At 72.2% G+C, this 12,828-nt stretch carries 10 protein-coding genes; 7 read left to right on the forward strand and 3 right to left on the reverse strand.

The window, feature by feature from the left end; translation table 11 throughout:
• Window positions 1-135 precede the first annotated feature (135 nt).
• Window positions 136-762: a TetR/AcrR family transcriptional regulator gene (locus OG730_RS31525; protein WP_327307409.1), complete on the reverse strand. Its 627-nt coding sequence runs from the start codon at window positions 760-762 to the stop codon at window positions 136-138.
• A gap of 155 nt (window positions 763-917) precedes the next feature.
• Between OG730_RS31525 and OG730_RS31530 the strand changes: the two genes are divergently transcribed.
• The 4 genes from OG730_RS31530 to OG730_RS31545 are packed head-to-tail and all read left to right on the forward strand — an operon-like array spanning window position 918 to window position 5,138.
• Window positions 918-1,715 (forward strand): acetoacetate decarboxylase family protein, encoded by a 798-nt coding sequence (locus OG730_RS31530; RefSeq protein ID WP_327307410.1) that lies wholly within the window; start codon window positions 918-920, stop codon window positions 1,713-1,715.
• Between the two features lies 1 nt (window position 1,716).
• Window positions 1,717-2,601, forward strand: a complete 885-nt coding sequence (locus OG730_RS31535) for an SDR family NAD(P)-dependent oxidoreductase (RefSeq protein ID WP_327307411.1) — start codon at window positions 1,717-1,719, stop codon at window positions 2,599-2,601.
• A 12-nt stretch (window positions 2,602-2,613) separates the two neighbouring features.
• Window positions 2,614-3,900, forward strand: coding sequence for an amidohydrolase family protein (locus OG730_RS31540; protein ID WP_327307412.1), 1,287 nt, complete (start codon window positions 2,614-2,616; stop codon window positions 3,898-3,900).
• Window positions 3,897-5,138 (forward strand): amidohydrolase family protein, encoded by a 1,242-nt coding sequence (locus tag OG730_RS31545; protein ID WP_327307413.1) that lies wholly within the window; start codon window positions 3,897-3,899, stop codon window positions 5,136-5,138. The genes OG730_RS31540 and OG730_RS31545 overlap by 4 nt, the downstream gene beginning before the upstream one ends.
• A 60-nt stretch (window positions 5,139-5,198) precedes the next feature.
• Here OG730_RS31545 and OG730_RS31550 read toward each other — a convergent pair whose 3' ends face one another.
• Window positions 5,199-8,363 (reverse strand): NACHT domain-containing protein, encoded by a 3,165-nt coding sequence (locus OG730_RS31550; protein WP_327307414.1) that lies wholly within the window; start codon window positions 8,361-8,363, stop codon window positions 5,199-5,201.
• 129 nt (window positions 8,364-8,492) lie between these two features.
• Here OG730_RS31550 and OG730_RS31555 point away from each other — a divergent pair, with 129 nt between their 5' ends.
• The 3 genes from OG730_RS31555 to OG730_RS31565 all read left to right on the forward strand — a co-directional run bounded on the left by OG730_RS31555 (window position 8,493) and on the right by OG730_RS31565 (window position 11,182).
• A complete protein-coding gene (locus tag OG730_RS31555) occupies window positions 8,493-9,398 on the forward strand; it encodes a sterol desaturase family protein (RefSeq protein ID WP_327307415.1) in 906 nt (301 codons plus the stop codon).
• Window positions 9,399-9,460: 62 nt separating this feature from the next.
• A complete protein-coding gene (locus tag OG730_RS31560) occupies window positions 9,461-10,120 on the forward strand; it encodes a lysoplasmalogenase (RefSeq protein ID WP_327309503.1) in 660 nt (219 codons plus the stop codon).
• 18 nt (window positions 10,121-10,138) lie between these two features.
• The gene (locus OG730_RS31565) at window positions 10,139-11,182 is read left to right on the forward strand and encodes a zinc-dependent alcohol dehydrogenase family protein (RefSeq protein WP_327307416.1); all 1,044 of its coding nucleotides are present in this window, start codon (window positions 10,139-10,141) and stop codon (window positions 11,180-11,182) included.
• A gap of 86 nt (window positions 11,183-11,268) precedes the next feature.
• Here OG730_RS31565 and OG730_RS31570 read toward each other — a convergent pair whose 3' ends face one another.
• Window positions 11,269-12,816: a S8 family serine peptidase gene (locus tag OG730_RS31570; RefSeq protein ID WP_327307417.1), complete on the reverse strand. Its 1,548-nt coding sequence runs from the start codon at window positions 12,814-12,816 to the stop codon at window positions 11,269-11,271.
• Window positions 12,817-12,828 lie beyond the last annotated feature (12 nt).

Consider the following 12,828-nt stretch of genomic DNA (forward strand, 5'->3'; position numbering starts at 1 on the left):
GTTCCCCTCCGCAAATGGAAAACGGGGGCGGGGAGTGGGCGCGCGGATTCTTTGGGTTAAGAGAAGGATGCACGCCGGGGAGCCGCCCCCGTTGGATCAGATCCCATCACGGGCGGCCGTGCGGCGGCAAGCCGGTTACCCGGCCGGCGGCGCCAGCAGGGCCCGCACCAGGGCCCTCAGGGTCAGCTGGAACAGCCGCTCCGGATCCACCGGCCGGGCCAGCGCGCGGGCCAGCGGCGGGTCGTGCGGGGCGTCGGCCGGGTCCCAGAGTTCGCTCTCGGCGGGGGACTGCGCGGGGGAGCGTTCGCGATTGCGCTCGACCAGGACGAAGCCGATGATCTGGAACTGGATCGCCCGCACCGCGTCCGCGGCCCGGGCTCCGCGCAGGCCCGCCGCGTGCACCTCGTGGACCAGCGCCTGCTGGGCGGGCATGAACATCCGGTCGGTGAGGCCGCGCTCGTGGACCATGGCGATCAGGTGCGGGCGCTCGCGCAGCTCGCGGCGCAGGATCCGGGCGACCGAGACGATGCGGTCGCCGGGGTTGCGGCCGACCGGCCGGATGGCGCCCACCTCCTCCACGGTCCGCTCCACGAGGGCGTCGAGCAGTGATTCGCGGTTGCCGACGTGCCAGTAGATGGAGGTCACCGCGGTGCCCAGCTCGGCGGCGAGCTTGCGCATGGTGAGGGCGGCCGGGCCGTGCTGTTTGACCAGGGACGCGGCGGCGTCCAGTACCTCCGCGCGGGTCAGCGTGGTTCTGGTCATCTGTCCGTCCCAACTTTCTGTCGATCCGTCAGATCGGTTACGTGCACGGGTCTTTACCCTTCATCGGTCGCGGTGTAACTGTGTTACAGAACCAGCTGCGTCAGAACCGACTGCGTCAGAACCGACTGAGTCCTGGACGAAGGATGGTGCGAGAGATGGCACGCGTACGGTACGGAGCGCGCACCGAGGCCGAGATCGCCGCTTCGCGCGAGAAGAGTTCGAAGCTCCCCGACATCTGGTCCACCGGTGTGGTGGCCGTCTGGGAGACCGACCCGGACGTGGTGGCGGCGGTCCTCCCGCCGCCGCTGAAGCCCACGGAACGGCCCCTGGTGCGGGCCAACATCAGCAAGGTGGACCTGCCCGGCTACCCGCTCGGCGCCGGTTCGGTGGCCGTCGCGGCCCAGCACGACGGGGTCGAGGGCTGGTACCCGCTGGTCATGCCGATGAGCATGGAGCGCGCCCTGATCGGAGGCCGCGAGGTCTTCGGCGAGCCGAAGAAGCTCGGCGAGATCACCGTCGAGCGCGACGGCTTGGTGGTCAAGGCCTCGCTCGCCCGGCACGGGATCGCCTTCGTGGAGGTGCGCGGGGCGGTGGACCGCGAGCTGCCGCTGCCCGAGCCCACCGTGAAGACCGACTTCTACTTCAAGTTCCTCCCCGCGGTGGACGGTTCGGGCTTCGACGCCGATCCGGTGCTGGTGCACTGCACCCGCAACGAGAAGGTCCGCAAGCTGGAGCACATCACCGGCGACGTGGTGCTCCGCGAGTCGATGTTCGACCCCATCGCCGACCTCCCCGTACGCCGCCTCGTCGAGCTCACCATCGGCGAGAAGACCACCGACCAGCGGGGCAAGGTCGTCGAGCGGGTCAGCGCCCAGGCCCTGCTCCCGTACATCCACCAGCGCTACGACGACCCGATGCAGATCCTCGACGGACCGCCCGAGGGGAGTGTGTGACATGCGACTCGAACCCGGACAGGTGGCAGTGGTCACCGGAGCCGCCAGTGGCATCGGCCTCGCGATGGCCCGCCGCTTCGCCGCCGAGGGGCTGAAGGTGGTCCTCGCCGACGTGGAGGAGGGCGCCCTGCGCAAGGCCGCCGACGAACTCGCCGCCGACGGCGCCGAGGTGCTCGCCAAGATCGTCGACGTCAGCGACCGGGACTCCGTGATCTCGCTGGCCGACGCGGCGTACGAGACCTTCGGCGCCGTGCACGTCCTCTGCAACAACGCGGGCGTCGGCTCCGGAGCCGAGGGCCGCATGTGGGAGCACGAGCCCAACGACTGGAAATGGGCCTTCTCCGTCAACGTCTGGGGCGTCTTCCACGGCATCCAGGCCTTCGTCCCCCGCATGATCGCCGCCGGCGGCCCCGGCCACATCGTCAACACCTCCTCCGGCGACGGCGGCATCGCCCCGCTGCCCACCGCCTCGGTCTACGCCGTCACCAAGGCGGCCGTGGTCACCATGACCGAGTCGCTCTACGCCCACCTCAAGGCGGAGGGCGCGGCCATCGGCGCCTCCGTGCTCTTCCCCGGACCGCACATGCTGCGCACCGGCCTGTGGGAGTCGCACCGCAACCGGCCCGACCGGTACGCCAAGGAACGCCCGCGCAAGTCCCCGTACCGCAGCCTCGACCAGTACGAGGCGGCCATGAAGAACGCCGGCCACGAGGTGAACTTCACCCCGGTCGAGGACGTCGCGGACCACGTCGTGGACGGCATCCGCGCCGACCGCTTCTGGATGCTGCCCGACAGCGAGCACAGCGACCGCCAGATCCGCGCCCGGTCGCAGTCGATGCTCGACCGCGCCAACCCCGCCTACCTGGAAAGCTTCATCCTCGACTGAGGAGTCTCCATCGTGAGTGCGTACGAAGACCCGTACCTGATCATCTCCTCCGACTGCCACGCGGGACTGCCCACCGAGCAGTACCGCCCCTATCTGGACAGCGCCTTCCACCCGCAGTTCGACGAGTTCCTCGGCGAGCGCGACGCCCGCCGCGCCGAGGCCACCAAGCTGGGCGTGCGCAACGAGGCCTTCGCCGAGAAGTGGTTCCACGACCACGAGGAGGGCCTCAAGGGCGGCTGGGACGTCACGCAGCGGCTGAAGGAGCTCGACGGCGACGGCGTGGCCGCCGAAGTCGTCTTCCCCGACGCCGACGCCGTGGACAGCCAGACCGCCGCCCCCTTCGGGGTGGGCCTCGGCCTCTCCGGCGACCAGGACCCCGAGCTCGGCATGGCCGGCGCCCAGGCGCACAACCGCTGGCTCGCCGAGTTCGTGTCCGAGAACCCCGAGCGGCACTGCGGGGTCGCCCTGCTGCCCATCACCGGCGACCCGGACAAGGTCGTCGCCGAGATATACCGGGCCAAGGCATCCGGGCTGGGCGCCCTGATGATCCCGGCCATGTGGGTGGACAAGGCCCCGTACCACGACCGCCGTTACGACCCGGTGTGGGCGGCGGCGGCCGAGACGCGGATGCCGATCGTCACGCACTCCGGCTCCTCGCCGCGCCACGAGTACGGGGACCACCTGGGCATCTTCGTCTCCGAGGTCACCTGGTGGCCGGCCCGCCCGCTGTGGTTCCTGCTCTGGTCCGGGGTCTTCGAGCGGCACCCGGGCCTGAAGTTCGGCGTCGCCGAGTCGGGCTGCTGGTGGCTGCCCAACCAGCTCTGGTTCATGGACCGGCTCTACCTCGGCGCGCACGGCGGCAAGAAGCTCTCGCCGTTCGAGGAACTGAAGCGGCCGCCGAGCGAGTACCTGGACCGGCAGGTGTTCGTCTGCGCGACCAACACCAAGCGGCGCGAACTGGCCCAGCGCTACGAGATCGGCGTGGACAACATCCTGTGGGGCTCGGACTTCCCGCACCCCGAAGGGACCTGGCCCAACACCCGCAACTGGCTGAAGAACACCTTCCACGACATCCCCGTCGAGGAGACCCGCCGGATGCTGGGCCTGGCCGCCGCCGAGGTCTTCGGCTTCGACACCGACAAGCTGGCGCCGATCGCCCGCCGCATCGGCCCCACCCCCGCCGAGCTCGGGCAGAGCGCGGACCAGGCGGCCGTCGAAGCCTCCTGGGCGCGCTCGCGCGACGTGGGCCGGCACTGGCTGACGGACAACGACTTCCCGGTGCTGGGGGTGAACCCGTGAGTTCCGAGACCCCGGCCTCCGGGGAGGACCGCTACACGGTCATCTCCGCCGACTGCCACGCGGGCGCCGACCTGCTGGACTACAAGCCGTACCTGGAGAAGCGCCACCACGCCGAGTTCGACGCCTGGGCCGCGACCTACGTCAACCCGTACGAGGACCTCCTCGCGGACACGGCCGACCGCAACTGGAACTCCCAGCGGCGCCTGACCGAGCTCGAAGCAGACGGGATCGTCGCGGAGGTGCTCTTCCCGAACACCATCCCGCCGTTCTTCCCCAAGGCCTCGCTGATGGCCCAGCCCCCGACGGCGGCCGAGTACGAGATGCGCTGGGCCGGGCTCCAGGCCCACAACCGGTGGCTGGCGGACTTCTGCGCGGACGCGCCGGGCCGCCGGGCGGGCGTGGTCCAGATCCTGCTGAACGACGTGGACGCGGCGGTCCGGGAGATCCGCCGCACCCGCACCGCGGGCCTGACCGGCGGCATCCTGCTGCCCGGCGTCCCGCCCGGCTCCACCGTTCCCGAGCTCTACTCGGAGGTCTACGACCCGATCTGGGCCGTCTGCGACGAGCTGGACGTGCCGGTCAACCACCACGGCGGCTCCGCCTCGCCGCCCCTGGGCGACGAGCCCGCGGCGCGGGCCGTCTTCATGGTGGAGACCACCTGGTTCTCCCACCGGGCCCTGTGGCACCTCATCTTCGGCGGTGCCTTCCGCCGCAACCCCGGGCTGAAACTGGTCCTGACGGAGCAGGGCTCCGGCTGGATCCCCGGCGTGATCGAGATGCTGGACTACTACCACGGCCGCCTGGTCGCGGCCTCGGCCACCGCCGAGGCCAAGTTCGGCGCCGGGCTGGCCGAGTCCATGGGCAAGGGGCCGAGCCAGGTCTGGCGGGACAACTGCTTCGTGGGAGCGAGCTTCATGCGCCCCCACGAGGTCCCGCTGCGGGACCGGATCGGCCTCGACAAGATCATGTGGGGCAGCGACTACCCCCACGACGAGGGCACCACGCCCTACTCCCGCGAGGGCCTGCGCATCGCCTACGCGGGCCTGCCCCGCGAGGAGGTCGCCGCCATGGTCGGCGGCAACGCCGCCCGGGTGTACGGCTTCGACCTCGCCCTCCTCGACGCGGTGGCCGCCAAGCACGGACCCCTCGTCTCGGAGGTCGCGCAGCCCCTGACGGAGGTCCCGGCGGCCGCCACCAGCCCGGCCTTCGCCCGAGGGGGCTCGGTCCGGGTCTGGTAGCGCCCCGCGCCCCGCGCCCGCGCTCCCGCGCCACCGGCCCCGGGCGCCCGCCGGAGCGGCTCAGTCCCTGCGGACGAGCCGCTCCGGCGGGATCAGCTCCGTACCCCTCACGTGCGTGCCCCGGCGCAGCTCGATCACCAGCTGCTCCACGGGCGCGAGCGGAGACAGGTCCAGGGTCCCCAGACATTCGCTCAGCACGAGCCGGCGCAGCTCCGGGAACTCGCGCAGTGCCTCCAGCGACCCCTCCAGCGCGCACCGGATCAGCACGAGCCGGCCGAGACGTTCGTACGGCAGGAGCGCCCCGGCCGACACGGGCGCCGCGTGCCGGATCTGCAGGGCGGTCAGTCCCCTGAGCGGCAGCGAGCGCACCAGCTGCCGGTACTGGCCGCTGCCGGCGACCGTCAGCTTCTCCACCCGCGGCCACCGCTCGATCCCGTCGAGCGTCATCCGGCGGGCCCCCTGCCACAGGTGCAGCGCGGTCAGCGAGTCCGCGGCGGGCACGTCCCCGATCCGCCGCTGCTCCGGCTCGAAACCGATGATCAGCGAGCGCAGGTCCGCGGCCCCCGCCAGGGGAGCGAGCGAGAGGTCGTCCCGGAGGTAGCCGAAGGCGAGGCTGTCCGCCCGCAGTTCGGACACCACCTCGATCCCGGTGACCTGCGGGCAGTCCAGGACGCCCAGGTGCCGCAGCGAGGACTGCCCGGCCAGCGGGGACAGATCGGCCAGCCCCGGATTGCGGTGCAGGGTCAGCGACTCCAGGTCCCGCCGCCCCGCGATCTCCGGTGGAACGGGGCCGTCCCAGGTGACGTGGAGCCGGCGGACGTGCCGGAGCCGCTCCAGGGCCCGCAACTGTCCGGGCGTCCGCACGTGCAGGTGGGCCGTGGTCATGGGGGCGTCCGCGAGCACCGCGTCCGCGTACGCCTCCACGGGGAACCTCCCCCAGGCGTCGGAGAGTTCGCGGGCGGCCTCGTAGCGGTCGTCCGTCCGGAAGCCCGCGATCACCTGGAGTGCCCGGTCGCCGCCGACGAGCGCCGCCGTACGGATCGTCGCGGCGGCCTCGGCCTCGACGAGCCCGGCCGGCTCCGGCAGCAGCTCCAGTACGAGTTCTCCCGCCTTGGCCAGTTCCTCGGCCTGGCCCGGGGAGCGCGGGGGCAGCAGGAGCGCGGTCCGGGCCGTCACCTCGCGCCGGACCTCCGGATCCAGCTCGGGCGCGTGTTCCAGACAGGCGGCCGCGAGCAGCACGAGCCGGCTGCGGTCGGGTTCCGACCGGTCGGCCCGCTCCAGCAACTGCCGCAGCAGATAGGAGCGTTCATCGGGCCGGGCGTGTCCCACGGCCATCCGGACCACGTTGTCCCAGGTGTACTCGTGCGCATGGCGCACCAGGACGCCGAAGTCCCGCGCCTCCACGGCCGCCTTGGCGCCGAGGTAGTCCTGGAAGGTCTGGTGGACGAACAGGACCGAGCCCGGTACCGGTTCCCGGAGCAGCCCGCTGCGGATCAGCAGGTGCTGGAACACCGCCTGCGCGTCGGCCTGGGCCTTGACCTGCGGCATGGAGTCGAGCGATTCGGTGATCATCCCGATCGCCTCCTCGGCGGAGGCCTCCACCTGCCCGTTGCGGATCAGCCAGTACGCGAGGCGCTGGAGCAGCAGGGTCTGCTCGTCCCGGCTGAGGTAGACCCCCTCGACCCCGGAGATGTCCCGCTCGCTGTCGCGGCGGATCAGCAGCATGTCCAGAGCCGTGTCGTAGAGCTCCTTGCGGGCCCGGGGCAGATGCATCCGGCGGTCCCGGTTCAGCGCGCACAGCAGGGCGCACATGAGCGGGTTCGTCGCCAGCCTGCCCAGGTCCCGGCGCGATCCCACGGCCTCCAGGAGCGCCGTCTCGTACCGGTCGAGCAGTTCCCGCTCCGGCCCCTCGTCCTCGCCGTCCGCCTCGCCCCGGGCGGAGGCGTGCCAGTGCGTGATGAAGGCGCCGACGTCGTCGCGGTCCATCGGCAGCAGGGCGAGGGAGGTGAAACCCTGGGCGGTCAGCCAGTCCTCGGGTACGGCAGAGTGCCGGGTGGTGACCACGAAGCGGGCCGCCGGGTACGCGGTGAGCAGGTCCCGCAGCCAGGACTCGGTCCGGTCGCGCAGCCGCGGAGGCATCTCGTCCACTCCGTCGATCAGCACCAGCGCCCGCCCGGTGGCCAGGAGCCCGGTGATCCAGCCTTCCGGCGGCACCAGCGGGACGCCCGTCGCGCCGAGCCAGTCCTGCGGCCGGGGCAGTCCGGCGGGGGAGTTGAAGGAGCGCAGCGGCAGGACGAAGGGGACCAGGCCGTTCCAGTCCGGCAACTGGGCCGTGAAGCTGCTGCGGGCCGCGTTGAGGGCCAGCCATTTCACCAGGGTGCTCTTGCCCGAGCCGGCCGGGCCGCGCAGCAGGACCCGCTCGGTGGCGCTCAGCGCCACCTCGGCCTTCACCGAGCTCTGCAGGCCGGGTTCTTCGAGGAACTCCCCGCCGCTGACGGCGAGGCTGATGTAGGCGCGGTCCAGGGACCAGTCCTGGCGGTCCTGGCTGAGCGTCAGCCCGTACAGCTGGACCCGCCCCTGGGCCCCGGCGACGTACTGGGCGTACCGCTCCTCGAAGGCCGAGAAGACCTCGGCCGCCTCGGTGACCCCTTCCGCGGACTCGGTGATCTCCGCGGACCCGGTGGCCCGGTCGGGCTCGGCGGCCCCGGCGGGCCGGGCGGCTCCCGCGGCCCCGGCGCCGCCTGCGGCCGGCGGACCGGAGGGGTCCCCCTCGTCGAAGGCGGCGGCCGCCGCCTCCGCCGTGGTCGGGGGGCCGCCCCGCGGGGAGGAGCCCCGCTCCGCAGCCGCCCGGCCATCGAGGCACAGGACGAACAGTTCCCGGTAGGCGGCCGCCGCCGCGGGGCCCAGCTCCGCGGGCGGCGGGGGCACGGGCACGGCCGAGGGGCCGGCGGCGGCCTGGAGGAGGGCCCCGGTCTCCTTCGGGCTGAGCGCGGCGAACGCCCCGCGGACCGCGTCCACCGCGTTCTGGCGGTCGGCTCCGTCGAGTCCCGCGCTCGCTTCCCTCAGCAGGCCGACCAGCCTGTGCGCGCGGCGCAGCCGTTCGCGGACGTCCTCCCGCACCGGCCTGAACCGGGGCGCCCCCGGCGGCCGGGCCCGCATCACCGTCCGCGCCGCCGCGTCCGCCGCCTCTAAGAGGATCTCTTCAAAACCCGCTTCGTGCCCCATCTCCCACGCCCTCCCCTTGGCCCGGACACCCTCACCCGGAAGCATCTCGTGAACCGTCGGTAACACCGATGGATACCGATCGGTAACAACCCCTAGCCGAGCCCCCGAACCCGCCTCTATGGTGCGGACATGCCGAACCTGCCCGATGTCGTGCTGTGGTCCATACCCGCCTTCGTCCTGCTCACCGTGATAGAGCTCGTGAGCTACCGCCTCCATCCCGACGAGGACGCCGCCGGGTACGAGACCAAGGACGCCGTCACCAGCCTCGGCATGGGGATCGGCAGCCTCGGCTTCGACTTCCTCTGGAAGATCCCGATCGTCGCGATCTACACCGCGGTCTACGAGCTCACCCCGCTGCGCGTCCCCGTCCTGTGGTGGACCGTTCCGCTGATGCTGCTCGCGCAGGACTTCCTCTACTACTGGCAGCACCGCGGCCACCACGTCATCCGGATCCTGTGGGCCTGCCACGTCGTCCACCACAGCAGCCGCAAGTTCAACCTCACCACCGCCCTGCGCCAGCCCTGGACCAGCGCCACCTCCTGGCCGTTCTACCTCCCGATGATCGCGCTGGGCGTGCACCCGGCGGCCATCGCGTTCTGCTACTCGGTCAACCTCGTCTACCAGTTCTGGATCCACACCGAGCGCATCGACAAGCTGCCCCGGCCGATCGAGTTCGTCTTCAACTCCCCCTCCCACCACCGCGTCCACCACGCCTCCCAGGGCGGCTACCTGGACCGGAACTTCGGCGGCATCCTGATCGTCTGGGACCGGATGTTCGGCTCCTGGGTGGGGGAGACCGACAAGCCCGTCTTCGGCCTCACCAAGAACATCGGCACCTACAACCCGCTGCGCGTCGCCACCCACGAGTACGCCTCCATCGCCCGGGACGTGCGCGGGGCCACCACCTGGCGCGAGCGCGCCGGACGCGTGTTCCGCGGCCCGGGCTGGCAGCCCGCGCAGGCCGCGCAGGCCACTCCGACCGAGACGGCCACGGCCACAGCCCCGCCCGCGCCCGCCCCGGAGCACGCCGCGTGAGCGCCGCCGGACCCGCCGAGCGCGCGCAGTCCCGTACGCCTTCCTGGGCGCGCCCCGCCGTCCTGCCGGGCTCCGGCTCCGCCGGCCGGGCGCTGCTCGCCGCCTTCGCCGTCGCCACCGCCCTGGACCTCGGATCCCTGCTGGCGGACTGGCACCCCGGGCACCTCGTCGCCAAGCCGCTGCTGATGCCGCTGCTCGTCGCCTACGTCATCACCCGCCGCGCCCCCCGCCTGTTGATCGCGGCCCTGCTGTTCGGCTGGGGCGGCGACCTGGCCCTGCTCTTCGACGCCGATCCCGCCTTCCTGATCGGCATGGGCTCCTTCGCCGCCGGGCACGTCTGCTACCTCGTGCTGTTCGGCCGCCGCCGGACGGGCCCCCTGCTCGGGGCCGCGTACGCCGCCGCGCTGCTGTCCACCGTCACGCTGCTCTGGGGCGACCTGCCCGCGGACCTGCGGATCCCGGTCGCCGGGTACAGCCTGCTGCTCACCGCCATGGCCTACCGCTCCAGCGCCCTGGGACTGCGGGCCGGGCTCGGCGGGGCGCTGTTCCTGCTCTCCGACACGCTCATCGCCACCGGGGTCGCCGAGTGGCCCCAGCTGCCCCGCGCCGACTTCTGGGTCATGGCCACCTACGTGGCGGCCCAGTACCTGCTGGCCACGGGAGCACTCGCGCCGGAGCGGGCGTACGGTAGGGAGGCCCTACAGGGCTCAACCATTTCCTAGCCGGAGGACTGCACCACCATGCGCGCCACCGTCATCCACGCCCCGCACGACATCCGCGTGGAGGAGGTGCCCGACGCTGCGATCCAGCGCCCCGAGGACGCCGTCGTCCGCGTCCTGCGCGCCTGCATCTGCGGCAGCGACCTCTGGGCCTACCGCGGCGAGGCCAAGCGCCAGCCGGGCCAGCGGATCGGGCACGAGTTCCTCGGCATCGTCGAGGAGACCGGCTCCGCAGTCTCGGGCCTGAGCGCCGGAGACCTCGTCGTCGCCCCCTTCATGTGGTCCGACGGCACCTGCGCCTACTGCGTCGAGGGCCTCTACACCTCCTGTGAGCACGGCGGCTTCTGGGGCTCGGTCGGCCACGACGGCGGCCAGGGCGAGGCCGTCCGGGTCCCGCACGCCGACGGCACGCTGGTGAAGCTGCCCGCCGACGCCGCCTCCGACGACCACCTGCTGACCGCGCTCCTCGCGCTGTCCGACGTCATGGGCACCGGCCACCACGCCGCGCTCGGCGCGGGGGTCCGCAAGGGCTCCACGGTCGCCGTCGTCGGCGACGGCGCGGTCGGCCTGTGCGGGGTCCTCGCGGCCAAGCGCCTGGGCGCCGACCGGATCATCGCACTGGGCCGGCACGCCGTCCGTACGGACATCGCCAAGCTCTTCGGAGCCACCGACGTGGTCGCCGAGCGCGGCGAGGCCGCCGAGGCGGCCGTGCGCGAGCTCACCGGCGGCCAGGGCGCCCACTCCGTCATCGAGGCGGTCGGCACCGAGCAGTCCATGCGCACCGCGGTGAACATCGCCCGCGACGGCGGGGCCATCGGCTACGTCGGCGTGCCGCACGGCAGCGGCACCGGCCTCGACCTCGGTGTCATGTTCGACCGCAACCTCACCCTGCGGGGCGGGGTCGCGCCGGTCCGCGCGTACATCCCCGAGCTGCTCGCGGACGTGCTCAGCGGTGCGATCGACCCGTCGCCGGTCTTCGACCGGGCCGTCACCCTGGACGAGGTCCCGGAGGGCTACCGGGCGATGGACGACCGCAGCGCGCTGAAGGTCATGATCAAGCCCTGACCGACGCGGCAACGTACTGAAGGGCCGGGCGGGATGTTCCCCGCCCGGCCCTTCAGCGTGTCAGCGTGTCAGCGGGTTCAGCCGGCTTACTTGACGGCCTTCAGCGCGTCGACCACGCCGTAGCCGTCGTAGCTGTTCTGGCCCCACTTGCTGTTGCAGGTGGTGGCGTCGACCAGCACGCCCGTGGCGTCGTAGACCTGCTCGGGGCAGGCCGTCTTCGTGGCCTGGGCCTTGAGGAGCAGCTGGAGCTGCGCCGGGGTCGCCCACGGGTGGCGGCTCTTGAGCAGGGCCGCGACACCGGCGACGTGCGGGCCGGCCATCGAGGTGCCCTGCTTGTAGCCGTAGCCGCCGCCCGGGAGGGTGGACAGCACGCGGCCGTTGGCGTCCGGGGTGGCGGGTATCTGCCACTTGTCGCCGCCGGGGGCCGCGACGTCGACGACGCCCAGGCCGTAGCTGGAGTAGTACGACTTGAAGCCCTTGTCGCCGGTCGCGCTGACCGTGACCACGCCCGGGAGCTGGGTGGGCATGTCCAGGCAGACGTGCGGGTCGATCGTGCGGGGCACCGGGGTGGCGTCGTCCGGGCTGGTGTCGTCCAGGATGGCGTCGGACGCCAGGTCGTGGTTCGAGTTGCCCGCCGAGGCCACGCTGAGCACGCCCTTGCGCTCGGAGTACTGCGTCGCCCGGCTGAGGGCCTCCACCAGCGCCTTCTGGTCGTCGTCCGACTTGCAGTTGTAGAGCCAGGGGTCGACGTAGTAGCTGTTGTTGGTCACCTCGATCCCCTTCTCGGCGGCGAACATGAAGGCGCAGACGACGGCCTCGGTGTAGAAGAGGCTGGTCGCCGGCTCGCTCACCTTGATCGCGGCCACCTGCACGCCGGGCGCCACACCGCTGATGCCGACCCCGTTGCGCGGGGCCGCGATGGTGCCCGCCACGTGGGTGCCGTGGTCGCTGCCGTCGGCGTACGGGCGCCAGGCGCCCTCGGTGGTGTCGGCGACGCCGCCGACACAGTTGGCGGACTGGCCCTTGGAGAAGTTCGCGGCGAGATCCGGGTGAGTGTCATCGACACCCGTGTCGATGACGCCCACCGTCACGTTCCGGCTGCCATCGTTGATCTTGTGAGCCTGGTCGGCCTTGATCGCGCGCAGGTCCCACTGGTTGGACTCCAGGGGCTCCTGCCCGGGCTCGGCCTGCGCCGAGGCCTTGGCGGCGTCCGCGTCGCTGAGGCGCTGCGTCGAGCCCTCCTCGTCGGTCTGCACGACCGACAGGGGGGCGACGCGGGTGGCGCCGACCGAGGCGAACAGGCTCCGCTGGCCGCGCAGCTGCTTGGCGAAGTCCGGGTTCTGCGAGTGGGCTACGACCACTCCGATCTGCTCATATGCGATCACCACGGTGCCACCGGCACGTTCGATCGACTTCTTCGCCTGCTTCACGCTTCCGTACGAGGTCAAGTTGGCCACGTAGGACAGCTTGGGGCCGGAGGTGTCGGGCGTGGCGGTGGCCGAGGCGTCAGCCGTGATGCCGAGCGGAGCGGCGGAGGCCGCGACCGAAGGCAGGAAGGCGAGCGAGGCCGTGAGCGCCAGGCCGACCGGAACGGCGAGAGCGCGCCGCCGGTTACCGGTTCCCAGATGAGCCATGGGTTCTCCACA

The organism is Streptomyces sp. NBC_01298, assembly GCF_035978755.1.
Classification (GTDB): Bacteria; Actinomycetota; Actinomycetes; order Streptomycetales; family Streptomycetaceae; genus Streptomyces.

What these genes read in the sequence shown, in the direction of transcription:
- OG730_RS31525 (WP_327307409.1), bottom strand. Translation starts at nt 762, where the DNA reads ATGACCAGAACCACGCTGACCCGCGCGGAGGTACTGGACGCCGCCGCG.
- OG730_RS31530 (WP_327307410.1), top strand. Translation starts at nt 918, where the DNA reads ATGGCACGCGTACGGTACGGAGCGCGCACCGAGGCCGAGATCGCCGCT.
- OG730_RS31535 (WP_327307411.1), top strand. Translation starts at nt 1,717, where the DNA reads ATGCGACTCGAACCCGGACAGGTGGCAGTGGTCACCGGAGCCGCCAGT.
- OG730_RS31550 (WP_327307414.1), bottom strand. Translation starts at nt 8,363, where the DNA reads ATGGGGCACGAAGCGGGTTTTGAAGAGATCCTCTTAGAGGCGGCGGAC.
- OG730_RS31555 (WP_327307415.1), top strand. Translation starts at nt 8,493, where the DNA reads ATGCCGAACCTGCCCGATGTCGTGCTGTGGTCCATACCCGCCTTCGTC.
- OG730_RS31565 (WP_327307416.1), top strand. Translation starts at nt 10,139, where the DNA reads ATGCGCGCCACCGTCATCCACGCCCCGCACGACATCCGCGTGGAGGAG.
- OG730_RS31570 (WP_327307417.1), bottom strand. Translation starts at nt 12,816, where the DNA reads ATGGCTCATCTGGGAACCGGTAACCGGCGGCGCGCTCTCGCCGTTCCG.